Origin of the sequence: Alteromonas sp. W364 (assembly GCF_031846205.1) — a bacterium.
In the GTDB taxonomy this organism is placed as follows: Bacteria; Pseudomonadota; Gammaproteobacteria; order Enterobacterales; family Alteromonadaceae; genus Glaciecola; species Glaciecola blandensis.
In genome coordinates this window covers 25,286-49,854 of sequence record NZ_JAVRID010000010.1, presented here as the reverse complement: position 1 = coordinate 49,854, position 24,569 = coordinate 25,286, and the positions used below count along the sequence as shown (strand labels likewise).

Genomic DNA, 24,569 nt, shown 5'->3' with positions numbered 1-24,569 from the left:
TGACATTGATGCAAAGCTGGTTTGCACCAATGCCGATTAATACTTAGTCTTCTTTTTGTAGATGCTTGTCAAAGAAGTTTGTGATCGTATTGTACAGATGAATACCAGTATTCTTGCCACGTATACTGTGTTTCTTGCCTGGATAGTCCATCACTTCAAACGGTATCGCTAAGTCTTGCAAATGCTTGTAGAGCATGGTGCTGTGAGTGAAAAGTACATTGTCATCAGCCATTCCATGATAGATCAATAAATCTCCACTAAGGTCTTTCGCATAAGGAAAAACAGAGGACGCGGTGTAGGCGTCGTCATCAAGCTTTGGATTACCCATATATCGTTCAGTGTAATGTGTATCATATAAACGCCAATCAGTTACCGGTGCACCAGAAACGCCTGCTGCAAAGTAGTCTCCACCTTTAAACATTGCCATTAGAGTCATGTATCCGCCGTAACTATGTCCATGCACGCCAATTCTGTCTGCATCGACGAAGTCTAAGGTTCGTAGAAATTCAACACCTTTGATTTGATCGTCAATTTCGACAAAGCCCATCTTTTTGTACAAAGGATCTTCAAAGGCTTTGCCTCTATTATATGAGCCTCTGTTGTCGATACTAAAAACCACATACCCTTTATTCACCCAATGTTGCATAAGCAAACCACGATTACCAGCCCAACGGTTTGTGACAACTTGAACATGCGGACCACCATACAGATAAACAATAACAGGGTGTTTACCTTTAAGTTGTTTAGGCTTGTACAGTCGATAGTGAAGGTCTGTGCCATCATCCGCTTTAATCGTCCCGAAGTCTGGTTTCACCCACTGGTCCTGGTAATCATACAAAGGGTGCTCAGCGTTTATTTTGTTTTCGGCTAACCAAGTAATCAGCTCGCCATTCGCTTTATGCAGGCTCATTTGTGGTGGCGAGTTGATTGTTGAGTGCGAATCTACATAGACCGATGCATCAGAACTGAATGTTGCGCTGTGGTAGCGATCTTGCTCACTGAGTCGTTTGATGTCTCCGCTGTTGATATTTACGGAGTAAACGTGACTTTCTAATGGCGAATCTTTCCTACCCTGGAAGTAAACTAGGCCATTGTCATCATCCAATGCATTAATGCTTTCAACAACCCAGTCACCTTTTGTGAGTTGCTTTACTAACTCGCCGTTATTGCGATACAAATAAATATGTTTGTAGCCATCTCTCTCTGAAGCCCAAATGAAATGTTTGTTATCCCCTAAAAAATGGAGGTCGAAATGCAAGTTTACCCAAGTATCGCTGGTTTCTTTGAGTAGCGTAGTTTGTTCGCCATTATTGATATTCGCAGCATTCAAAAATAGTTCTTTTTGGTCACGTGATTGTGTTTGAAAGCTTAAGGTAGATGCATCCATCCACTTGGCTCTTGCCAGGTAAATATCTTTGTTCTCGCCTAGGTCTAACCAACTCACTTTATCTGTTTTTAAATCAATGACCGCGAGTTCGATGTGCACATTATTTGTGCCGGCTTTTGGGTATTTTTGTTCAATAGTCGAAATAGAATCAGCATAGATTTCTGAACGCACAATGGTATCAACAGGTGCTTCATCCACTTTGGTAAAGGCAATTTTAGATTCATCAGGCGCCCACCAGTAGCCGGTCATTCGGCTCATTTCCTCTTGTGCGACAAACTCAGCCATACCATATTTAATGTTGCCACCGCCTGAGGTAGTAATCGCTTTTTCTTTGCCTGAAGCAATGTCCATCACATACAGGTTTTGCTCTCTCACGTAGGATACAAAGTTACCTTTAGGTGAAAACTTGATGTCTGTTTCAAAAGCGTCTGTTTCAAGTAGGCGTTTCGCTTTTTTGTCACCTATTTTGAAATAATAAACATCGCCAGCAAGAGGAAATAACAATGCAGTGCCGTCACTGGACCAATCGTAAGTAATAATGCCGCTACCATAAACTCGCATTCTTTCTCTTCGTGCTTTTTCTTCATCAGATAATAGCTCTGGGCCAGTATGTAAATCATCTGAATTGAATAGCATTTGAGTTTTACCTGAGGGAATATGATACTCCCACAAGTCATAACGGTCGTAGTCTTGCTCTTTGCCTTTTAAGAAGGTCACGCGTTGTCCATCTGGAGAAACTTGAATTCCTCTAGGGGCGGTGCCCGATAGCGATGGAGATTGGTGTATTCTTTCTATGGATAGACCGAGGCTTGCTGTTGTATCAGAAGTTGCTCCGACATTTGCACTTAAGCTGAACCCAAATGCGCATGCGAAAGTAATGATTACTCTTTTCATAATATGTTCACGTCGTTAAATGTTATTGTTTTTATGATGAGTGGAAAGACTAACATAGGCAATTGCTTACCCTAAGGAAAATATGACGAAAAAATACAAAGCATTGGTGCTCGGCGCGACAGGTTTAGTTGGCAAAGCATTGGTCAATCAATTGTGCAATGACGAACGCTATGAAAGTGTTACTTGCTTGGTTCGTGCGCCTTTGCAGCGCGCTAACTATCACGACCCATTGGACAAAATACAAGCCATTGTTATCGACTTTGATTATCTACAAGACTATCAGGGCTACTTTTCGGTAGACCATGTGTATTGCTGTTTAGGCACGACCATAAAACAGGCTGGATCTCAATCGGCATTCCGACGCGTAGATTTTCAATTTGTTCATATCGCTGCCCAGTTAACTCGCGCACAACGAGCGACTAGTTTTGTATGGATATCTTCTGTTGGCGCGAATGCTAAAAGTAAAAACTTTTATTTACGCGTAAAAGGCGAGGTGGAAAATGCGATTCTAAGTATGCCACAGCTTGACAATGCCGCTGCCGTGCGTCCTAGTTTGTTACTCGGACAACGAGAAGAAAATCGCTTCGCAGAAAACATTGGTATTCGAGTAGCGAGTTTATTGTCTCCTTTTATGAAAGGGCCATTGGCCAAATATCGGCCAGTCAGTGCTGCACAAGTGGCCTATCAAATGATCAAGCTCCAAGTATTTTAAATTTTCTTTGGCGAGGTCAATAAGCGTTAAGCCCATATAATCTATAGCGTCACCGAATTTAAACTGGTACTTGGGCAAGATAATCTTTATACTCGCGCGCCTTTACGCTAAAGTTAATGTTGATTTGCATTGATAACCTATATAAGAACACACCAAATGTGCTCTCATGGCTAGGTTTAACAAAGGCGGTTCATTATGACTACAGCGATACCAACAATTGTTGAAACACTGATAGACAACATAAAAATTGAACAGTTTTGGTGGGATGGTGTGCAAATCAAAATGCCATTTCATTGCGTATATGCGTGCATTCCGAATCCTGTTGCAGACGAATGGAAAGTAATCAATGGCATTAAGGTGCCCTTGATTAATGTGGATAAATATACAATCCCTTTATGGGATCCGTTTCATCAAGATATCCATAAAATGCCAAACCATGCAGTGGTGATCAGTCATCACAAAGGGAATCAGTTCGGCTTGTTTGCTTATCCCGCAGACCATATAGACGAACCTATTTTGCTCTCATGGAGCGAATGGTTACAAACTCAATCATCACTGCAATGAGTGCTTAGATTTAGCATTCACGATTGAGGCTTAAGTCGTCTCAATCAATGTGTTTAATCATGTTTCAGCTAACGACTATTTGGAGAACACATGCCAATTGTGGCTGAAATATTTGGCGCTATCGCCGTTATTTTCAATTTTATCGGTTATCGACAAACCGACATCAATCGCTATCGCTTAATTTCGGCCATAGCCTTACTTAGCGTGAGCATACATTTCTTCCTGTTAGGCAATGCAATGGCAGCAGGGATAGGGTGCCTATTAGCCTGTATTCGAAATGTGGTTGCAACGCGTTATACCGGAATACCTGTCTTAGTGACTTTTGTCAGCCTAAATTTAGCTTTCTTCTTTATTGAGCTTTTATATTTAGGCAGTGGCGGCATTATCGCGATTGCCTATGCTTCGTCTTTGATATTTACGGTGGGCTCTATTTCGCTGAAAAGTGCAAAGGCTATTCGACAGTGGTTTATACTTGCCGAGCTCTTAGGTCTCATCTTTGCTGTGTTAGTGGGGAGTATCTTTGGTACGGTGTTTAATATCACCAATCTGATGAGTATTCTATTTACGCTTTATCAAGACCATCGAAGAGAGAAACAAGCAAAAGAGCAGCGACCTGAAAGTTAAAGTCGGTGTATCGTAGCCTCGCAAGTCATAATGACAAAAAAATCAAGCAAAAAAAAACGCTGCATCTAGCAGCGTTTTCTATTTTGGAATTATACGTTTTAGTCTTCTTTCACTAAGACTGACACTTTCGTAATACCAGCTAACTTCACTTGGTCCATTACTTCAACTACGATGCCGTGCTCAGTGTCTTCATGAGCTTGAATCGCTGCAGAATCGGTGTCGTTGTTCGCCAAATAGGTTTGCGCATTAGCCACAACTCGACGAATGTCTACAATACGACCAGCCATGAGTATTTGGCCAGTTTCGTCAATACGGATTGACAAAGACTTCGAAGGGTTAGGATTCTCTGGTTGATTCTCTGGCGGACGGTTAGGCTCTAGACCTTTCTCGGATGAGAAAGTGGTTGTCACGATAAAAAATATCAACATGATAAAGACAATATCGAGCATGGGCGTCATATCGACTGCTGCATCCTCATCACCGGCGGTATGCTTTTTTCTTTTCATTTTACACTCAGTCCTTCTTTAAATTACCACTAGTATAATCGCTTGGCAGAAAATGAATAGGGGTTTGTAAACTAAATTAACAAAAAATTATGTTCTACCCTCAAAAATATCCGTGAAATTACCTGCTTGGCGACAGATTGAGCGATGGTATCAAAAAAGAACTACAATCCTCAAATACAAGAAAGCGTGAACTAGTCTTTTTTTATAGCTTCTAAAGCTTGTCCTAACCATGAAAAATAGGTGAGGAGAGTCGAAGTGATTTGGTCTCGTTGCTCTGCTTGCGGGTAAATGCCTAATTTGGCTTCAGCGCTTTGCATAGTGCCCTGTACAAGAAAGGCATTTTTAATTGATTGGTTTTGAATGACTGCCTCAAACGCGCGAGCTGCCACTTCCTGAGGGCGTGCGTAGTAAAAAGATTTCAGCTTTTGGTCGACGAAAATACTGCGTTGCATAAGTTCGCTCGGACCTGTGCTTGTTGCATCTAGGAATATGTTACTAAAGCAGGCCGCTAGCTGCTTATTTAGTTCATGCGGCACAAGCTTCTTTCTTTCATTTAACCAAATTTCACTGGCGAACAAATTACTGCCCGTCACTGAATACATTTTTTTTGCGATGTAGTGGTCAAACGCATGGAACCATTCATGGGCCAATGCCCCAGCACCAGCATTCTTGGCTAGAGAGAGTTGTTTCTTGGCACTGTTATAGTGTGCGCTTGCATGTTTCTGACCACCTACACCAAAGCCTAGAGAAAGCGTCCCATTTAAACAGATGACACTCTCAGGAACCTGAAGAATATCCATGAGGTCGCATAAGGCATCGAAAAATAGGTTAGCGGCAATCCGCTTTTCTTCTTCAGTAACCCATTTTCCAATCTCAATAGAGCGAAAATGAAAAAGCCGGAGTATGTCTTGAAAGCTAACGTCCGCGCCAGACCTGTGATCCTCACCATTGCGATAGAAGTGCTGGTGCAAGCGCCCTTTTTTCTGTGCAGAGTTGGATATAGAGCTCTGCATGGAACTCGACTTAGCGCGATTCATGTTCCCATTCATCAAGAAGCCGCTCACACCATTGCGCTATACGTGCATCACTTTGGTCAAATTGGTTTTCGTCATCAAGGGATAAGCCAACAAAGAAGCTCTGGTCTTCTGTCAGTGCTTTTGATGCGGTAAATTCATAGCCTTGATTAGGCCAGTAACCCATAATATCTGCATCCAATACAATCAACTCGTCGTGCAACATACCGAGGGCGTCTTGAAACCAATCAGCATAGCCAAGTTGGTCACCTAAGCCAAATAGAGCAACGGCTTTGCCACTGAGTTGGAGTGTTTTAATATCGTCCCAAGTGGATTCCCAGTCTTCTTGAAGTTCACCGAAATCCCAAGTAGAAATACCATAAATCACCAAGTCATATGTGGTCGATTTATTTAAAGCGTGTTCTTTGATATCAAATATCTCGACTTCAGCGTCCACGTTTTTTTCGTTAAATAAACGACTGAGTTCAGTTTGTATTTTCTCACTTGCCATTTCGGTATAGCAGGTGGTTGATCCATAAAAAATTGCAACTTGCAGTGCAGTCATGAGTCTTTGCTTGCCTTTGTTCGTTGAAACTGGACTTTTCGTCCATCGCTACATATGAGCGCGCAGTCTACCTGAGTAGCATCTTCGTTCAAGCTCAAAACACCAATATTTGAATGATTTACGAGTGTGCCTGTTTGCCCCTCAGGTTGGCGTTGTCTGACTGACATGTTTCGTCGCTTAGTTAAAAAGTTAAGTGGCGACCGGTGACCATAGAACCAACGATTCAAACGATCGAACCACCGAAGTAATCCATCTGGAAATTGGTTATGCAAGCCACTACTGGTAAATTGTGTAATGCTAGGGCTATTCCGCCTAAATCGCAGCTTAACGTCATAAACAAAGGAATAGTGAACGTCGCCCGAGAGAATGATGAAATTGGGCGGGGTTTTAATGTGTCTAAAAATGTTTAGCATGACACTTGCCGTCCCACGGTGAGCCATCCAGTTCTCAGCATCGACAATTAATGCGCCACCGAAAATAGTAAAAATCTTTTGCACCATCTCAATGAATTTCACTCCATAAACGGGTGCGGCCGATACCATAATGACAGATTCACAGCCTTTTAAATTATGTTGTAATTCACACAAGGCTTCCCAATCCATCAAGCCGGAAGGTTTATTTAGAGAGGACTCTGAACGCCAACGTTGGGTTCTGGTATCTAGCACATGCACTGGTGGTGAAGTGTCTAATTGGTAGTGCCATTGGTCAAAGTCGAATAGATACTCAATCAAATCTTGATGCTTTACTTCGCAGTATTGATTGCTTGATTCGCCAGAGTCGTCAACAGCGCTTTCTTCTAAATTATCTTCAGAGAATACCTTGGCAAATTGCTCGAACATCTCTTCCAGTTCAGTTCTGGGGTTTCCGCAACCCTGACAAAGGAAGTAAGCAGTAATGGCATTGCCGATAATACGTTTGGAAAATGGGTGCCCATAGACTTGTTCTTCCCACCCTCTGGTCAAATTCCAATCATCCGTTACATCATGATCATCAAAAATCATATAGCTCGGAACATGTGCCATCGCTCGTTGCACCATAGGAAGCGTTTCCGCAAACGCCGTTATGTGCTTTGTCTCTTCCACATACTTTTCACGATGTTGTTCGGCCACATCATGTTTATCAAGCTCGACTAATTTCCATAGCTTGGGTGACCAGCTCAACATATACATCGCCACCATTTCGCTAAGCCCAATCAAATGGTTTTTGGCGTTAACAGAAGTGAAAACAGGTTTTCTCTTGGCAGCAAAGAAGGCTTTTTCTAACTTGTCATTGGCTTCTACTTCAGGCAGCAAGAGCTCGCGTTGATAAAATCCATGTTCATGTTTTTTTAGTTCTTTAAGGTTGGCAACTGTTGCGCCCTCAAAGCTTTCTTCATGTAAACCTAATAAATCGATAACTTGGTGGATAGCATGCAGCATTGGGCCAGCAACATCATCAACATATACTTGATCGCCGGTCATCAACATCATGTCTGGACGGCGTAAGTTATGATCATTACTTTGTTTAGCCTCGGAGTTTAATTCCGCTTTAACTTGCTCATCAAGCAGGGGGAGCGCATCTTTTCCGTTGAAATGTGGCTTGCGACAAGAGCCCTGAGCAACTTTTCGCAACACCCGATTGAATCGGAAGTTAGGTAGCTCAAAGCCATCATAGCAAAGGTGAGTTGTTGATTTTAATAAGCTTTGTTCTGCTGCATCTAAGTTTTCTTGGCTAGTGAGAAGATCATAGCTATATAATTCACCCTCGTTGAAAAGGTCCTCTTGCTCCACACTGACAAGATGAATATGGGCATGTTGTCCAATACAAAAGCGATCTTGTTTAATGCTTGTCGAATCTATATGCAGTTCATCACCCTGTGAATTAAGGAGTGTAGGCTTTATGTCATAAGCTTTAGATGTGACTAACCACCATACTATTTTATGAGCAGTAGTATGTCGCAATATGGGCCCTGCGATGAGTTCTGGCAGTGATTTTGTCAAATTATTACGTGATCCTAATGTTGAATTTGAACGTTCTTGGGTGTTTTTACTGTTACAATAACAATAGCTTATCAGGTATTAAAATGCAGATATACGCTATGTACATATAGCCTTACATTTTTTACCCGATTAGATGTACCCTCTTTTTTACCAGTAAACGTCATGTTTGGATTGATACTCAGCCCGAAAAGACACGAATAAGCGCGACCGAAGGACAAGTGATGCAAGGTATATATGTAAAATTGACAGTTTCAGTAACATTATTTCTCAGTTTGTTAGGATGTCATGCTGGACAGCCATCAGTAGAGCCTTCCGATACCGCCATACCCACAAGCGAAGTAATCACCCTACATGGTGAGTGGATTATCGATACGTATGAGGATGTGATGCTAGATCCGCAAACCTCAGGTTTAAAATACGCCAATGGTTATTTGTATTCGCTTTCTGATGGCAGCGCTCATGAAACTCAAACTAGGCGCTTGCATCAAATAGACATGCAAAGAGCCAAAATAACGCAAAAATTTGGTCCAACAACCTTTCATCCAAGAGTTCAAGAAAGTTGTTTTTATTCCTACTTATCGAATAAACCAGATTATGAAGCGCTGGTTCCTGTGCCAAATATAGAGGCCTCAGGTGACTCAGGTGAAAAGGTAAATGCCTGGATATTTGTTACTGAAGATGCAAGTCGCTCCGAGCCTCTATCTGCAGCTTGTCAGTCAAAATATGCGCAAACCGGTTCCACTCTTTTTCCTACCTTGGTGGTGAGACTCGAAGCAGGTGACACGGGTTTAGTGGTAACGCATGCGCGCCCAGTGCAATTTCCAACAAAATTATCGCTCAACGACAAGCAGTTTGTTGAGGTAGGAGATTTTCCTAATGATGGTATTGAAGGTTTAGCGCTCAAGCGAGATGGTACCTTGTTATTAGGCCTTGAAAAAGACAGTGAAGGGCAGCCGCGTGTGTTTGAATTAGAAATGGACAGTGAGTTTTGGTCTTCGTCTGACTTCGGTATTGCCCGAGATAGCGGTTTGTTGCTTCCTCAGTTTGAAAGCGGCAACCATCCGATAAATGGTATTGATGTATATTATCCAAGCGCTGAAAGTGATGGTTACCTTTTCGCTGCTGCTAGAAATGATAACGAATTGTGGATTGTAGATTTAGCGAAACGTAAAGCAACTCAAAGAATCAAACTGGCGTTTACGGCACCAAGCCTCGGGGGTGCGCTAGAAACAGGTGAAGCTTGCGCGACCTCTTACGTAATGAACAACGCGTCTATTGAAGGACTGGCTGTGGTTGATCAAGAAGTGTGGATGGTAAATGACCCTTGGAAGGTCAATTATATGAAAAATGTTGTTTGTCCTAGCGATGAAAGCCGCTACAAGCTAATGGCACCATTACTGTTCAAAGTCGATATAACAGCAATCATGCCATAGCTGGGCAGGTTGGTTTTACTCTGAGGATTTCAATTTACTGGCGAAAGTCTTTTTAAACTTCGCCAGTTTAGGTGCAACAACCATGTTGCAATATTGATTTTGCGGGTTATTGGTAAAGTAATCCTGATGATAGTCTTCTGCCTGGTAATAATTTTCGAGTGGCAGTACTTCTGTTACCACTGGGTTTGGCCAAATTTCAGTGTCTTCAATTTCTTTTATAATGTCTTTCGCAGCATTAAGCTGTTCATCATTATGGTAATAAATACCACTTCGGTACTGCGTTCCAACATCATTTCCTTGTCTATTTAACTGTGTTGGATCGTGCAAGGCGAAGAATATTTCAAGCACTTGTCTCAACGAAAGACGTTCAGGGTCAAAAGTAACCTGTACCACTTCTGTATGGCCTGTATTTCCGCTACAAACATCTTCATAGCTAGGATTTTCAGCATGACCATTCGAATAGCCAGAGTATGCCGAAACAACACCATCTACAGTATTGAACGCTGTTTCTAAACACCAAAAGCAGCCACCGCCTAGCGTAATTACATTGTCGCTCATTATTTCTTCCTATTTTTACTCTTATTCGGTCTTGTGTATAAAGTGCGCCTGAACTCCTGAGAATTCAAGTCATCTATTCAAGAATAATTTTCGTATACAGGATTATTAATAAAGTTAATTAGTGGTAAACGATCAATATGGCATTCATACTTTTCTACGATGGCTTGTGCCCACTGTGTGAAAAAGAAGTTTCGCATCTTTTAAAGCGAGATAAAGAAAAACGAATTCAGTTCGAAGATATTTCTCTGCCTGATTTTCCTGAGCGTTATCCAGAGTTAAACCTGGATGACCTGAATGCGCGTATTCACGGGCAACTTGAGGATGGCACAATGATAACCGGCTTAGACGTGACCCACAAAGCATGGAGCTTGGTCGGTGTAGGTTGGTTATATGCGCCTCTTCGCTGGCCAGTGATTCGCTGGTTTGCTGACCACTTCTACATCTTTTTCGCGAAGCACAGATATCGAATCTCTTATTGGCTAACGGGTAAAGAACGTTGCGAAGGAAATCGCTGTGACATCTCTGCTCGGTCATCGAAAAAATAGCGAACCTTTTCATTATAGAAATTCAATCTCTTTCAATGTTTACGTATTCAAATTTTTAGCGTGGTTCTCTGTATAACGCGCGTTTTACAATAGGAAGCAAAATGACACAGCAAACTTCAAGTTCAAACCCGTCACTTCAAGATAGCGCTAAAAAAGCAAATGCCTTGGTCATTGGCGCTAATAGTGGCATTGGTCGAGAGCTCATTGCTCAACTTATGAATTCAGGTGATTATCAAACTGTCTATTCAGTCTCAAGATCAGCTTTTGAGACAGAACTGGGTACGGAAGCTGGAACATCGCATGTGCATGACGTGATGGATACCGCCGACGAAGCTGAAGTGAAATCATATATAGATGGTTTAAAGGCACAGAAGATAAGCTTAGACACAGTGGTTTGTACAACCGGCATTTTGCATCAAGATGGGGAAGACGGTAAAACGGCATTAAAGCCTGAAAAACGCTTAGAAGATATGCATAGCGCTCAGTTAGCCGAGTACTTTAGGATCAACAGCATACTCCCAGCACTTTGGTTGCAAGGGCTAGTAAAAGTTGTGAATAAACAAAAAGCTGCCATCGTATTCTTTAGTGCCAGAGTCGGGAGTATAAGCGAGAATGGCTTGGGAGGATGGTATGGTTATAGAGCATCAAAAGCAGCCTTGAACATGTTATTAAAAACAGCGAGCATTGAATACAAACGACGTATGCCAAATACGAGTTTGATGTGTTATCACCCCGGTACGGTTGATACTGGTTTATCTAAACCATTTCAAGCCAATGTAAAGCCCGGAAAGCTATTTACGCCAGAGTTTACAGTACAACAACTGCTTAGCATTATGACTAAGCTTGACCCCGAGAATAGTCCGTTCTATCTTGATTGGCAGGGGGAGACAATCGCTTGGTAGGATAAATGAGCACTGGCTCAAGACTTTTTCCAGATAGGCTGTTAACATCACCCTAACAAAACAAAAAAAAACAATAATAAAAGAAGGATTGTTATGAGTGGTTCTAGAGAGCAATTTGGCTCAAAGTTAGGATTTATTCTTGCCGCAGCTGGATCTGCAGTGGGTATTGGAAACCTAGTCGGTTTTCCAGTGGGTGCTGCAAAAAACGGCGGTGGTGCTTTTCTATTGATGTATGCAGTATTTGTTGTGTTCATCTGTCTTCCGGTTATGCTCGCAGAAATGTCAGTGGGCCGGAAAAGTCAAAAAGACCCTTTGGGAGCCTACACTAGCTTATCAAATGGCTCTCGTTCTTGGCGCATTGCGGGCTGGTTGTCAGTGATAACTCCTTTTATGATCGCGGTCTTCTACTTAGTGATTACAGTGTGGATATTTGGCTATTTGTATTCGTCAGTGATAGGTAACCTTGATGAACTGGCAAATCCAAATACTTTCGATAACTTTATCAAAGGAAACACCATTTTTATCTACATGGCTGTAGTGCTTGGAGTGGTGTATTTCATTCTTCAAGGCGGCGTTAAAGAGGGGATTGAAAAAGCGGCGAAGATTCTAATGCCTGCGCTATTCTTCATGCTTATCGCCCTAGTCATCTTTGTACTGACACGTGACAATGCAATGAAGGGGGTTGAGTTCTATTTGATTCCTGACTTCTCCAAGATAAACGCCCAAGTGATCAATGGTGCTTTATCTCAGGCCTTCTTTTCCCTGTCACTCGGCATGGGGATCATGATTACTTATGGTAGTTATATTAACAGCAAGGCCGATGTACCAAGCTCTGCGAAACTGGTTGCTTTAACGGATACCGCTGTTGCGTTTACGGCAGGTTTGATGATACTACCGGCCATATTTTCGTTCAATCCAGAGGTGAACACCGAAGAGCTAAGCGAATCATCGATAGGCATGATCTTCTCTTATCTACCGCAGATATTTTTGGAGCTACAGAATAGTATCGGTTATGTAGGGGCAAGTGTGGTTGCGAGTTTGTTTTTCTTGCTTGTGTTCTTCGCTGCAATTACGTCTTTAGTGTCAATTTTTGAAGTACCTGTGGCGTCACTTATGAGCGAAAAAGGCATATCGCGCAAACCGTCACTCTTGTTATGTGGTGTATTGCTGGTGGTGTTCTCTGTGATTTGTGCTTTGTCATTCGGGCACAGTGAATTCTTCACTAAGTTTGTGTCTTATGCGGGTGCTGAGCAGTCGTTCTTTCAGGTAGTTTACGATGTGTTCTACGACACCATTTTACCTCTCAATGGTTTACTCATTTGTATTTTCGTTATGTATCGTTGGAAAAAGCATAACTTCAATGCTGAGCTTGATGAAGGTGCTCCTGCCTTCAAACACAGTTTGTTCGAACGCTATGTAAATATCTCAGTGAGTACCTTTATACCGGTGATATTACTTGGCATATTCATAAATACTGTGGCTTTGAAATACTTTGGTATTTCACTAGTGGCGAAATTGATGGGCTAATTGGCTTCTTGAATGCTGAGCGAAAGGTTTAGCACAATTTGAGACATGCTACTGGTATGCAGTGTAAAAAAGGCGATTCTACTGAATCGCCTTTTTGATCTTACCTAGCCTAGGAAGTCATTTTACCGCTATAGTTAGTCGGGTAGCATCATAAATGGTGAGGGGTATTTTAAGGTAATTTCGTTGTCTTTTAAGGTCTCACTGGCATCTATTATCTTTCCATCTATATCTAATCTCTCATCTGGCGCAAACTCAGGCAGGCTTAACTTCAACTCTTTTGCACACCAAGTGTAATACTCCTGTCTACTGGGATGCTCAGTACTGCAAAGGTTAGCTGCATAGAAAGTGCGCTCCACTCTTTTGCTCAAAGCAATAAGGGTTTGAATCACATCGTCTAGGTGTACTAGGTTTACCGGGTTCTTACCTTGAGTGATGCCTTTTTTAATTGCGATTGTATTGATAGGGTGTCGGTTTAAGCCGACTAAACCGCTGAGCCGCAATACGCTAATCTGACATTCCTTGCCTGTTTTTACAGACTTTGCCTGCAAATATTGTTCTATTTCGACATGAGCCTCACCAGACGGTGTATTGGGAGACAAGGGGGAGTGATTATTCACTTTATGTGTCAGCGCCCCGAAGACCGAAGTAGTACTAATAAAAATGATTTGTTTCGCCTTGTTTGCAATGCAGTAATCAAGCAGTGCTTTTACTTGCTTGATAAACAGGGCTTTATCGAAGTTTCGTCTACCTGGAGGGATATTAATAACAACGTGGGCATTGCTAATCCTCTCAGGGTTTATATCCGCGTCATTAGAGAGATAAAGGTCATAGTGGAATGCCCCGATATTCTCGTTTTTCAAGGCATGTATTTTTGATTCAGAACGAGTAGAGCCGGCAACGATAGCGCCAGCTCCTTTCAATTCTCTTGCTAGAGGGTAGCCAAGCCACCCTAAACCGATAATGAGAAACTTAGACATTCTTGCTAACAAGTAACAGGTCTAGCGCTTTTAAGCCTTTGATTTGTTGCATCTTGCCTTCTGTGCTATCGACTTCGCTTAGCATTTCGCATAGCTTTTCAGCTTCGCGTTCAATGGCTTCGGTTTTACCTTCAACTTTCGCGCTGATTTCGTCGCCCATATTTTCCATACGAGTTTCGAATGATTCCATTGAACCTTCACCATTCATCATATTGCGACCTAGTTGAACAAAGAACTCTCCCATTGCTTGTTCCATGACTTCTGAAACCATAGCGTCGATTTCTGCTTCAAAGTCAGGGCCGAAGCCAAGGTCAGATTCTAGTTTTTGAGAATCAAAAGTTACATAGTCAGGGTGCTGATAAACATGGCTTTGCAGTCCACTGTATAGTTCGTCAAGTTTACCTTGAAAGGTATCGGCTACTTTACTGTCTTTACCTAAAAAGCCTCTGAGTACTTCACTGACCGCATAGTTTGCTATTTTTACGCCTTCTGCAGCCACAGTCATGACTTGAGGGATAGTCTGCTCAATGCCGTCATAATAGCTTTTCACATAGGACGTTTCAGTTTTATTCAAATCCAGTGCTTTACCATCAACAAATACTTCATAGTTTGGTGTGATAGTGACGACTTCATCTTTCGTGGTGCTTATTGTTAGCGTGCGCTCAGCAAACTTGAAGTCACCTTCAATATTGATATTGCAATGGTCGTTGTCGAAGCTTTTTGAGTGAGCTTCAGCGTCCATAGTATAACTAGCGCTAAAGGCTGCAATAGCGCATAAACCGACGGTACCTACGATGACTTTTTTCATAATGCATTTCCTTTGAATAATCAGGTTATTGTAGTGTAAAACTAGGTATCAGATAAATTAATTCCGTATGGAATAAATAAATCTGCATATATCCGATACTTAGTCCTTAGCAATCTTTGTTCCTGAAATGTAAACCTCATTAAAAACAGGGTGTTGTGAGTTTTTTGTGTTTGAGATTCGCTTGTAGGAACAGCGTAAGTGATGAAATTAATCAAGACTTAGCGATATTGACCAAGATCAAGGCTTTAGAAAAAAGCACAGTCTCCACTGTGACATTGTGGCAGATTAGTGCATAATACCGCCGTTTTCTGGCTTTCAATTTAGGAATTTTATGAACGGTATACTTAGTGGTTTATTATTTGGTGCTACTGTTGTTGCACTAGTGTTGGGTTTGACTTGTATCGTCATGGCTATTTTAAGCGGAAAATCTGGCGCCGAAGGGCTGCGTGAAAAAATTGAATACGGTTTTATGGGAGTCTCAGGACTTACCGTAACCCTTGTGTTGGGCTACGCAGCAGCCTAAAGTCGACAATGACTTTTATCGTAATATAAAAAAACGCGCTAGTGCGCGTTTTTTTGTGGACGTTCGAAACCTGAAACTCGTTGATAAGCCTGCAGTTTAAAAACGGGCAGAATTGCTAAGACATGATCAAAAATATCTGACTGTATACCTTCATAAGTTATCCAGTCTTTTTCTCGACTGAAGCAATAAATCTCTAATGGTAAACCCACTTCAGTTGGTTTTAGCTGCCGAACCATGCAAGTCAAATCCTGATTGATAAGCTTATGTTGTTTCAAATAAGCCACTAAATAGGCTCTAAATGTACCTAAATTAGTTAGGCGGCGACAATTCAATATATCCTCTTCCGGCAAGTTTCGGGCATGACGGTCTTCTTTTAGTTGAGACTTTTTGTCAGCTAAGTACTTGTTCAACAATTGCATCCCTTCCCATTCGTTAAGCAGGTCATCATCGGCAAAACAAATAGAGTGGACATCAATATAAATCGAGCGCTTTATGCGTCTACCACCTGACTCGGTCATGCCGCGCCAGTTTTTAACGGCATCAGTCGTCAATGAATAAGTGGGTAAAGTTGAAATAGTCTTGTCCCAATTCTGAACTTTCACAACGTTGAGACCAATCTCTAATATCTCGCCATCAACTTCATATTTCGGCATTGCTATCCAATCGCCGGTATTGAACATTCGGTTTGCCGCAATTTGAATTCCCGCAACAAAGCCCAGAATAGTGTCTCTGAATATCAATAACAGAACCGCTGCTACTGCGGTTAAGCCCGATAATAAATATATTGGGCTTTTACCCAGTATCAACGACAAAGTCAGGAATATGAGAATAAGGGTGAGTACTAGCTTAGAAACCTGGATAAACCCAGTAATAGGGGCCTTTTTGGCAAGTTGGCTCTGGCTATAGATTGATTCAATTGCACTTAAAATAGCACTCAAGGTTAACCAGACAGTAATCAACAAATAGAAGGCACTTAAGTTGCTAAGCACTTTATACAGTGTTTGCTCAGGCTGGAGTAAAAGTGCATAGCTAGAATAAACAATGATGCCCGGCACAATATGTGACAGTCGTCTGAATACGCCCGCATCTAATAGGCTATCATCCCAGGTGTTATTAGAACGAGAGATGAGTCGCATTACTTTGAAGTGTAAGATAAAACGCGCTACCAGCAAGCCAGCTAGGGCAGCCAAGGCAATAACTGTAAAGGCAACAAGATCGTACATCAAGGTACCTTCAACAACCGGTATTCCTATTTTTTCTACCAATTCTAATATGGCTTCCACGATCGTAGTGCTGACTTCAGTTGTATTTTCTTGTTTCGCGATCAAGAGCGATTCCTTAGCCATTCATCCAGGCTTTCATTCTTTCGTTTTTGTTTACCCATAACTCATTGAGCCACACTTGAAAGCGTTCTCTGAAGGGCGCACTTTCAAAGTAGTCTCCGATAATCTCGTCGGTGACAGGTAGTACTTTTACATCTATTACAATATGTGTCATCTCGCCGCTCAGCATATCTCGCATTGGGTGGCCTGAATTGTCGGGGTAGGCGAGCGTAATATCGAGTAAGTTACTGAATTGCTCTCCCATCGCCGCGAGTGTAAAAGCAATGCCACCTGCTTTTGGCCGCAATAAATGAGAAAACGGACTTTGGCGAAGTCTAGCCTTATCTGGCGTGAAGCGTGTTCCTTCAACAAAATTAATAACCGAAGTAGGGCTATCTACAAACTTTGCGCAGGATTTACGTGTCGTTTCAATATCCTTGCCCTTCAGATGCGGATTTTTAGCGACGAAGTCTTGTGTATATCGACGCATAAATGGCATGTCTAAGGCCCAGGCTGCAATGCCCACAAATGGCAACCAGATCAATTCTTTCTTCAAGAAAAACTTTGGTGGTGAAGTATGAGAAGCACAGAAACGAATGAGTAAAATGATATCTAAGTAGCTGATATGGTTAGCAACAATCAAATACCACTTTTCTTTGCTCAAAGTCTCATCGACTTTAATTTCCACGTGAATATTATTAAAAAACTTGATCATGCCGACGCTAATTACACTGAAAGTGCAGTAGAACCAATGCATAATGGCAAGTAGCAGTTTGCCAACAGGCTTAATTGGGATCAGAAAACGGATAATACCAAAGCAAACGATAAGCATTCCCCAGAGGCCGAGGTTGGTCATCTGCAAAACAAAGTGGATCGGGAAAATAATATAGGACTTCAGTGATTTCATGATTTTTGTTGCTCCATCAACTCTAACTCTTTGTTTTTTTCAGCCCACATATTATTTAGCCAATCTTGAAATTGCTCTTTTTGAGAGGGGTCATCAAAGTATTTGTCCGAAAATACCCCTTGGGTGAACAGGTCATCGATCAGGACGGTTTTAATATTGACATTGATTGTCTTTACTTTGCCACTGACAAAATCCCAATATGACGGAATTCCATGAGGATAGTGGATGGTAACGTCAACTAGCTTTGTTAAGCGTTTGCCCATAGCACTTAAAACGAACGCGATACCGCCGGCTTTCGGTGGTAGTAGTTTTGTGTGTACTTGACCCGATGACTCCCATTTTTTGTGAGTAAATCGCGTCCCTTCTATAAAGTTCATCACGCTCACAGGTTTGTGCTCAAACTTTTCGCACGCTTTTTTGGTGGTTTCCAAGTCTTTACCCTTCAAGTGCGGGTTTTTGGCAAGGAACGCTCGGCTATAGCGACGCATGAAAGGGAAGTCGAGAGCCCACCAGGCTACCCCTAAAAATGGCACCCAAATGAGTTCTTTTTTCAGAAAGAACTTTAAGAAGGGAATATTACCGTTAAAGACGCGCTGCAAGACTAAAATATCAACCCAAGATTGATGATTTGAGATAACCAAATACCATTCTTTGTTGCTTAAGCCTTTTAATCCCGACACATTAAACTTGCAGCGTGAAAATACTTTCTGATTAAGACCATTAATAAAAATCCATGCGCTTGCGCAACCGTCAAGGGGAAAAGAAACAAGCTTTTGCCAAAATTTTATTGGGATGACTTTTAATAAAGAGAGGAGAACAATAGGAATGACCCAAAAAACGGTATTGATAAAATACCCAAGCACAGAAAGGCAACCATTCATTATATGTAAAAAAGACTTCATATATCCGTATCGTGTTCGTTAATATTTAAACTTCGTAACCTATAATTATAACTGAACTACAGAAGCATTCCTAAATATAATCGTGCCTGTGTGACACTCTATTAGATTCAGCTTATTCAGGGTCGATGGTAACAATCGATAATTGGTTTTTGCCATTCCGTTTGCATTTGTATAATTCTTCGTCGGCGATGTTGATCACCTCATGCAGACCAAGTTGGCTGCTGCCTAGTAAGCTGCACAAACCAATGCTAATTGTAAAACTAATAGGGCTTTGCATTTCCACAGGGTGGACTAATAAGTCTTGAGTTTGAACACGGATGTTGTGCATGAGTTGATGATGCGCTCTAACATCTTTACCGGCCATTAGAATAACAAACTCTTCACCACCATACCTGCCGATAATATCGGTTTCACGTTTGCAGTTTGACTGCATTAATTCTGCGAAGGCTTTTAAGCATTCATCGCCTACAGGATGGCCGTAGCTATCATTAATCAATTTGAAGTCATCAATGTCAATCAATGCCAAACTTATGGGTTGGTGGAGACGCTGGCTAGTTTTGATTGCGTTATTAGCTATTTCATCGAAACCGCTGCGATTAAGCAGTGACGTCAATCCGTCCTCTCTCGCTTGCGCTGCCAATTGCAGATTCATTTGTTCAAGTTGAGTGGTCTTCTCATTTACCTGCTGCTGTAGCTGGTCTTCGAAGTCTCGCAATAGGTGGTGTGACTTTCTTAACTTAGCAGCTACTTCATTTATTTCCCTACTTGAAGTTGCATCTTGCTCAACTTCGAAGTTGCTAATATAGGATTCTGAACTGTTCTCCAGTAAAGCGACCAACGGTGAGGTTATTCGCTTCGATAACTTGTGAGCGATAAGTAAAAAGATCAGGATAATACCCACAACGACCAACCAGAGTACAATAATGTGTTGGCTATATAATCGGACCAATTCTTCAGGCTGCTTGATTATGTATACGTTCCAGTTATGGCTATTTTTAACGACGTGATAGGGGTAACTTTTGTTTTTTATTGCGAGCATTGGAAACTCGGGCACAAACACGCTTTTACCTGACGTTAATTCAAACTTTTCTAAGGGCTTGAGTTTTAGCGGTGCAGAAGCATAAACGATATAATTCGATTCATCTGTAATGATAACGCTATCCGTTTGTAAGCTGTCAACCATGTTATGGTGAAGTGTTCTCACATTGCTTAAATTCATCGCACCAAGCAGGGCGCCCGCAAACTCACCATTCTCGATAATTGGGCTCGACATTGCAATCATCGGCGCAGATATCACTCCTCGGCTCATCATTGCTTGAGACACATAGGGAGTCATGTTTTGCTTCGCGTGTGCAAAATAGCGGCGGTCATTTACGTATCTCAGGCTTGGTGGGAGTTTACTGAGTTCTTCGTTGTACCGGGTGGGAGCAAAGAACTCTGTGTAACCGTCGGCGCGAATAACTGTAATATTGAAAAAATCAGAAAATCGTTCCTGTGATTTAACCAACAACTTTTGCTCAAATATTTTGTCATCACTCAACGACAAAGTATTTGCCAGTTGTTGAATAACAGTAAAATGCTGATTGATAAAATTATCAGTTGCTAAACTCAAACTGTTTGCTTGCGCTCTGAGTATTTTCACAACTTGCTTTTGGTTGCGTTCGCTTGCCGAACTTGCCATTAATAATGATACGGTCACCACAGGCAAAATGAGAGTTAGCGCACTTAGAGCGAAGATATTAGACGATAATTTTTGGTTAACCCTGCTGGCTTTTTCGTTCAGCCACCTAGTTGGCGTGAGTAGATATAGCATCGCTGCCAATGACGCATTAAATAGACCATTTAATCCTGCTGAAGCGGCATAAATATATTCATACCCCTGAGAACTCATTACCTCTGAAAAGAAGTGAACACTCACTAATAGTAATGGGCTTCCGACAAATATCCAGAAACATAATGACGCCATAATGATAAAAAGTCGTTTCTTAATGCAGATAGCTATAAATACAAATTCAAGCACCGTGGTAGCAATAAGAAACCAGTCTAGGGCAAGCAGAAACATGGAAGTGATGCAGAAAGCAAATACAATAATAGCTGGGCTTAGGCCGAAGCTGATCAGTGTGAAGAGCGCGATACCTAAGCCCCAAGACAATGTTTCGGACCCATAAATAGGGATCGCAAATAGGATATTCGCGACGAATGCGATAACACCTAACAAACTGCCTTTTGCAAGTATATTAAGCGTGTTCTTTGTGAAAAAATCGCGCATGGATGGTGTGATTAATTTTTATTCTATTTATGCGTAAACCCTAGCGCTTATCAATTTGAAAGTCTAGAATTTGATGCATTATTGAACATAAATTGAGATCTTGTTTTTACCGGTTCGTTTACTTTTATAAAGTTGCTCGTCAGCAGACTTTACTGCGCCTTCAAAACTCATGCTGTAATTTGAATTAAGACTAGTGACACCGATACTGACTGTCATATTCACAATAATGTTATCGCTAGAAATCGCACTTTTTTGAATAGTGCGATGGATACGTTTCACTAATTCGTGATGCTCCTCAATATTGCCGCCACTGAGAAACAAAATAAACTCTTCACCGCCGTATCTTCCTAGTATATCTGTATTGCGTTTACAGAATTGATTCAGTGTTTTTGCAATAGATACGATGCATTTGTCACCAAAAGGATGACCATGTGTATCATTTATTAATTTGAAATCATCAATATCCAATAACACTAGGGTTAAGGGAATGTTATTCCTAACACAATTGCGAAAGGAGGTATGTGCTAAATCATCAAAGCCAGAACGATTGAGTAGGTTGGTTAAACCGTCTTTTTGCGCAAGGTTATACAATTGCTGGTTGAGTGACTTTAACTGCTTGGTTTTGCTCTGCACCTGTCGGGTTAATTGCTCTTGGAAATTCAACATGATTTCACGCGAGTTGATTAATTGACCTGTTACTTTGACCAACTCATCACTAATTTCTGACTCTTTTCTTATTTCATCTGTATAGCTCTGGTCATCAAAGTGTTCTGCTAAGTGCACCAATGGCAAGGTAATTCGTTTGCTCAATAAATTAGCGATAATAGAAAAAATGAACAGGGTAATAATTAAACTTAAAGCCAACACATAAAAGTTACTAGAGATGATATCGGTAACCAGTGTAGGCGACACTAGTACTGTTGTTGTCCAGCCATGTTCATTAACAGTTTGTTCAAACAAATACGGGTTATTTTGATGATTCAAGGTAGGAATGGCTTGAATTAGCGTATTGGTAGTTAGTTTGAAATCAAACTGAGAAAGGGGCGAGAGTCCCAAACTAGGTGAAGCGTAAATAATAGCATTGTTTTTATCAGTAATGATGTACTGGGGTTTTTCATCGGTATAGCCAAGTTGTTCGGTATAACTCGTCAAAGAGGATAGTAAAATAGCCCCTTGACTGATCCCATCGAAGCCTTGCTCGCCTAAAATAGGCGCTGACACCGCCAATATAGCATTGCTGCCAAAACCCGTTCCTACGATTGCGTCTGAAAGCTGAGGCGTCCCTTGTTGCTTAGCGTCCTGAAAGTACTGTCGTTTATGCAGAGTATGAGGGAATGAGTCGCTTAACATCTTTGCATATTTAAGCGGTGCAGCGTGCGTTATTCTGCCGTTGCTATCGGAGACTAACATGCTCGTGAAACCTGGATAATTTTCTATGGTTGCATTGAGCAAATTTTGTTTGTTTAAATAAGAACTTGTCCTAAACTGATCGGGTTCTGAGGTGCTTGCCAAGCCGCTTGATAAAGTGCTGACTGCCCTCAAGTGCAAATTGATGAAGGCGTCATAAGAGTACATGATTTCTGTGCTTTGACGCTTTAGCATCATGGCAATGTCATTTTCTTTTTGTGAGGTATTTTGCCAAGTGTAGACAGAACTAATGACAACGGTGGGCAGTATTACTGTGAGCATGCAAAGTGAAAAAATTATCGACGAAAACTTCGGGGGCTTACCTTTATATTTGCGATACGGACTATGTATTGGAATAAACGAATAGACTAGCGCAGCGATTGCCGCTGTAAATGTAGCGTTAATTCCTAGGGTTAAGCCCGAAATAATAAGCACTGTGCTACTGGAGCCAGTCGTAATGTAAAGTAGAAAAAGCGAGAGTGGGACGCCGATACATGCCCAGAACAATAAGTCTGATTGCAGTAAAAACTTTTCTTGTCGCAGCATAGAGTGCAGCACAAGCACTTCACTGACTAAAATAACGAAAATAAATGGATCGCTTAATGTTGTGACAAGGGCAAACGAGCTAATAATTGCAGCGATAAAGGCAGCATTTAAGCCTCGAGTGACCAAACATAAAATAACGAATATTTGACCGAAGTAGAAAGAAAAGTGACCATAAAACGGGATGTTAAGAAAACTATTGGTAAGAGCGCCGAGCACGCCAAAGTTAAGCCCAGACAACAAAACTGAACCAGAAAATAAGGATCCTGCCTTTGTTGTTGAATAAATGGCTAACTTTCTGATAGTGATATTCCTTATCTTACATGTTACACGCTGCTAATTGAAAGTGCTTTCAAAAAAAATGTAACGTTTAAGATATTAACTTTTTATGGTTTCATATCAAGTGAATCAGGCGATCTAACGGGCTTTACAGTGTTGATCGCTCAAATTATATACAGGAGTCTACCTTGCATACACATTGATCTAATCTTCACTTATATCAATACTCCTTCTACTAACGATAAAATTACGAAACACAAAGAATCTACGGAGACCAAAATGAGCACGAAAACAATAAAGTCAAAAGCGGCCGTTGCATGGGGACCAAACCAACCATTAACAATCGAAGAAGTCGATGTGGCGCTACCAAAAGCAGGTGAAGTTCTCGTGCGCATCGTCGCTAGCGGAGTGTGTCATACCGACGCGTTTACTCTATCGGGAGAGGACCCAGAAGGTATTTTCCCTGCTATTCTCGGACATGAAGGTGGTGGAATTGTAGAACAAGTAGGTGAGGGTGTAACAAGCGTCTCCGTTGGCGATCATGTGATTCCTCTATACACACCAGAATGTGGAGAGTGTAAATTCTGCTTATCAGGCAAAACTAATTTGTGCCAAAAAATTAGGGAAACACAAGGTAAAGGCGTGATGCCGGATGGAACAAGTCGTTTCTCTTTAAATGGTCAACCAATTTATCATTATATGGGCTGTTCAACGTTTTCTGAATATACGGTGTTACCTGAAATCTCTCTTGCAAAAGTAAACAAAGAAGCTGCATTGGACGAAGTGTGTCTATTTGGTTGCGGGGTAACCACGGGTATTGGCGCTGTAATGAATACAGCGAAGGTAAAAGAAGGCGATACGGTCGCTATCTTTGGCCTCGGTGGCATAGGGCTGTCAGCTATCATTGGCGCAGTAATGGCAAAAGCGAGCCGTATTTTTGTGATTGATATCAATGAAAGTAAGTTTGAATTAGCGAAAAAACTGGGAGCTACCGATTGCATCAATCCAAAACTGGTAGACAAACCAATTCAGGAACATATTGTTGAGTTGAGTGATGGCGGCGTAGACTTTTCTTTTGAGTGTATTGGTAATGTCGATGTTATGCGTAGCGCGTTAGAATGCTGTCACAAGGGTTGGGGTGAGTCAGTTATTATTGGTGTTGCTGGAGCAGGCCAAGAAATCAGTACCAGACCCTTCCAACTTGTGACTGGGCGCGTGTGGCGAGGTACCGCTTTCGGTGGTGTTAAAGGTCGTTCTGAATTGCCAGACTACGTTGAAAAGTATCTCGCTGGCGAAATCATATTGGACGACTTTATTACTCACAATATGAAAATTGAAGATATTAATGAAGCATTCGATCTGATGCATGAGGGAAAAAGCATTCGCTCTGTCGTGCACTTTCAACAGAGTCCGAAGGTGTAAC

General features: G+C 41.6%; 22 protein-coding genes. 9 read left to right on the top strand and 13 right to left on the bottom strand.

Annotated features, from left to right (window positions below):
- Positions 1-43 precede the first annotated feature (43 nt).
- A complete protein-coding gene (locus tag RM556_RS15235; protein ID WP_311375001.1) occupies positions 44-2,281 on the bottom strand; it encodes a DPP IV N-terminal domain-containing protein in 2,238 nt (745 codons plus the stop codon).
- A gap of 82 nt (positions 2,282-2,363) precedes the next feature.
- On the opposite strand from RM556_RS15235, the gene RM556_RS15230 reads away from it, so the two are divergent.
- From RM556_RS15230 to RM556_RS15220, 3 genes are all read left to right on the top strand, one after another.
- Positions 2,364-2,993 carry an NAD(P)H-binding protein gene (locus RM556_RS15230; protein ID WP_311375000.1) on the top strand — a complete coding sequence of 210 codons (630 nt, stop codon included), beginning with the start codon at positions 2,364-2,366 and terminating at the stop codon, positions 2,991-2,993.
- Between the two features lie 195 nt (positions 2,994-3,188).
- Positions 3,189-3,557, top strand: a complete 369-nt coding sequence (locus RM556_RS15225; RefSeq protein ID WP_311362963.1) for a hypothetical protein — start codon at positions 3,189-3,191, stop codon at positions 3,555-3,557.
- Between the two features lie 90 nt (positions 3,558-3,647).
- A complete protein-coding gene (locus RM556_RS15220) occupies positions 3,648-4,181 on the top strand; it encodes a YgjV family protein (protein WP_311362964.1) in 534 nt (177 codons plus the stop codon).
- A gap of 98 nt (positions 4,182-4,279) precedes the next feature.
- Here RM556_RS15220 and RM556_RS15215 read toward each other — a convergent pair whose 3' ends face one another.
- The 4 genes from RM556_RS15215 to RM556_RS15200 form a co-directional block, all read right to left on the bottom strand.
- Positions 4,280-4,687 carry a biopolymer transporter ExbD gene (locus RM556_RS15215; RefSeq protein ID WP_311362965.1) on the bottom strand — a complete coding sequence of 136 codons (408 nt, stop codon included), beginning with the start codon at positions 4,685-4,687 and terminating at the stop codon, positions 4,280-4,282.
- 191 nt (positions 4,688-4,878) lie between these two features.
- Entirely contained in the window at positions 4,879-5,724 is an 846-nt protein-coding gene (locus tag RM556_RS15210; RefSeq protein ID WP_409220096.1) for a CLCA_X family protein, read from the bottom strand.
- Complete coding sequence (fldB, locus tag RM556_RS15205; protein ID WP_311374999.1) at positions 5,711-6,265, bottom strand: flavodoxin FldB; 555 nt, start codon at positions 6,263-6,265, stop codon at positions 5,711-5,713. The genes RM556_RS15210 and fldB overlap by 14 nt, the downstream gene beginning before the upstream one ends.
- A complete protein-coding gene (locus RM556_RS15200) occupies positions 6,262-8,244 on the bottom strand; it encodes an alkaline phosphatase family protein (protein WP_311374998.1) in 1,983 nt (660 codons plus the stop codon). The genes fldB and RM556_RS15200 overlap by 4 nt, the downstream gene beginning before the upstream one ends.
- Positions 8,245-8,465: 221 nt before the next feature.
- Between RM556_RS15200 and RM556_RS15195 the strand changes: the two genes are divergently transcribed.
- Positions 8,466-9,677: a hypothetical protein gene (locus RM556_RS15195; RefSeq protein ID WP_311374997.1), complete on the top strand. Its 1,212-nt coding sequence runs from the start codon at positions 8,466-8,468 to the stop codon at positions 9,675-9,677.
- A 15-nt stretch (positions 9,678-9,692) separates the two neighbouring features.
- Here RM556_RS15195 and msrA read toward each other — a convergent pair whose 3' ends face one another.
- On the bottom strand, positions 9,693-10,235 hold the full coding sequence (gene msrA / locus RM556_RS15190; protein ID WP_311374996.1) for a peptide-methionine (S)-S-oxide reductase MsrA: 543 nt from the start codon (positions 10,233-10,235) through the stop codon (positions 9,693-9,695).
- 137 nt (positions 10,236-10,372) lie between these two features.
- Here msrA and RM556_RS15185 point away from each other — a divergent pair, with 137 nt between their 5' ends.
- The 3 genes from RM556_RS15185 (at position 10,373) to RM556_RS15175 (ending at position 13,209) form a co-directional block, all read left to right on the top strand.
- Positions 10,373-10,780 (top strand): DUF393 domain-containing protein, encoded by a 408-nt coding sequence (locus RM556_RS15185; RefSeq protein ID WP_311374995.1) that lies wholly within the window; start codon positions 10,373-10,375, stop codon positions 10,778-10,780.
- Positions 10,781-10,881: 101 nt separating this feature from the next.
- Positions 10,882-11,682 (top strand): SDR family NAD(P)-dependent oxidoreductase, encoded by an 801-nt coding sequence (locus RM556_RS15180; protein WP_311362971.1) that lies wholly within the window; start codon positions 10,882-10,884, stop codon positions 11,680-11,682.
- Positions 11,683-11,775: 93 nt separating this feature from the next.
- The gene (locus RM556_RS15175) at positions 11,776-13,209 is read left to right on the top strand and encodes a sodium-dependent transporter (protein WP_311362972.1); all 1,434 of its coding nucleotides are present in this window, start codon (positions 11,776-11,778) and stop codon (positions 13,207-13,209) included.
- Between the two features lie 134 nt (positions 13,210-13,343).
- Here the strand turns inward: RM556_RS15175 and RM556_RS15170 are convergent, their stop codons facing one another.
- On the bottom strand, positions 13,344-14,186 hold the full coding sequence (locus RM556_RS15170; RefSeq protein WP_311374994.1) for an NAD-dependent epimerase/dehydratase family protein: 843 nt from the start codon (positions 14,184-14,186) through the stop codon (positions 13,344-13,346).
- Positions 14,179-14,994, bottom strand: coding sequence for a YggN family protein (locus RM556_RS15165; RefSeq protein ID WP_311362974.1), 816 nt, complete (start codon positions 14,992-14,994; stop codon positions 14,179-14,181). Before RM556_RS15165 ends, RM556_RS15170 begins: the two co-directional genes overlap by 8 nt.
- A 331-nt stretch (positions 14,995-15,325) precedes the next feature.
- Here RM556_RS15165 and RM556_RS15160 point away from each other — a divergent pair, with 331 nt between their 5' ends.
- Entirely contained in the window at positions 15,326-15,517 is a 192-nt protein-coding gene (locus RM556_RS15160) for a hypothetical protein (protein ID WP_311362975.1), read from the top strand.
- A 38-nt stretch (positions 15,518-15,555) separates the two neighbouring features.
- On the opposite strand, the gene RM556_RS15155 is transcribed toward RM556_RS15160, so the two are convergent.
- From RM556_RS15155 to RM556_RS15135, 5 genes are all read right to left on the bottom strand, one after another.
- Positions 15,556-16,845, bottom strand: a complete 1,290-nt coding sequence (locus RM556_RS15155; protein WP_311374993.1) for a mechanosensitive ion channel domain-containing protein — start codon at positions 16,843-16,845, stop codon at positions 15,556-15,558.
- 10 nt (positions 16,846-16,855) lie between these two features.
- The gene (locus tag RM556_RS15150; protein WP_311374992.1) at positions 16,856-17,746 is read right to left on the bottom strand and encodes an acyltransferase; all 891 of its coding nucleotides are present in this window, start codon (positions 17,744-17,746) and stop codon (positions 16,856-16,858) included.
- Entirely contained in the window at positions 17,743-18,648 is a 906-nt protein-coding gene (locus RM556_RS15145) for an acyltransferase (RefSeq protein WP_311362978.1), read from the bottom strand. The genes RM556_RS15150 and RM556_RS15145 overlap by 4 nt, the downstream gene beginning before the upstream one ends.
- 112 nt (positions 18,649-18,760) lie before the next feature.
- Positions 18,761-20,917, bottom strand: a complete 2,157-nt coding sequence (locus RM556_RS15140) for a diguanylate cyclase (protein WP_311374991.1) — start codon at positions 20,915-20,917, stop codon at positions 18,761-18,763.
- A 78-nt stretch (positions 20,918-20,995) separates the two neighbouring features.
- Positions 20,996-23,107 carry a diguanylate cyclase gene (locus tag RM556_RS15135; RefSeq protein ID WP_311362980.1) on the bottom strand — a complete coding sequence of 704 codons (2,112 nt, stop codon included), beginning with the start codon at positions 23,105-23,107 and terminating at the stop codon, positions 20,996-20,998.
- Between the two features lie 318 nt (positions 23,108-23,425).
- Here RM556_RS15135 and RM556_RS15130 point away from each other — a divergent pair, with 318 nt between their 5' ends.
- On the top strand, positions 23,426-24,568 hold the full coding sequence (locus RM556_RS15130) for an S-(hydroxymethyl)glutathione dehydrogenase/class III alcohol dehydrogenase (protein ID WP_311362981.1): 1,143 nt from the start codon (positions 23,426-23,428) through the stop codon (positions 24,566-24,568).
- The last annotated feature ends 1 nt before the right edge of the window (position 24,569 follow it).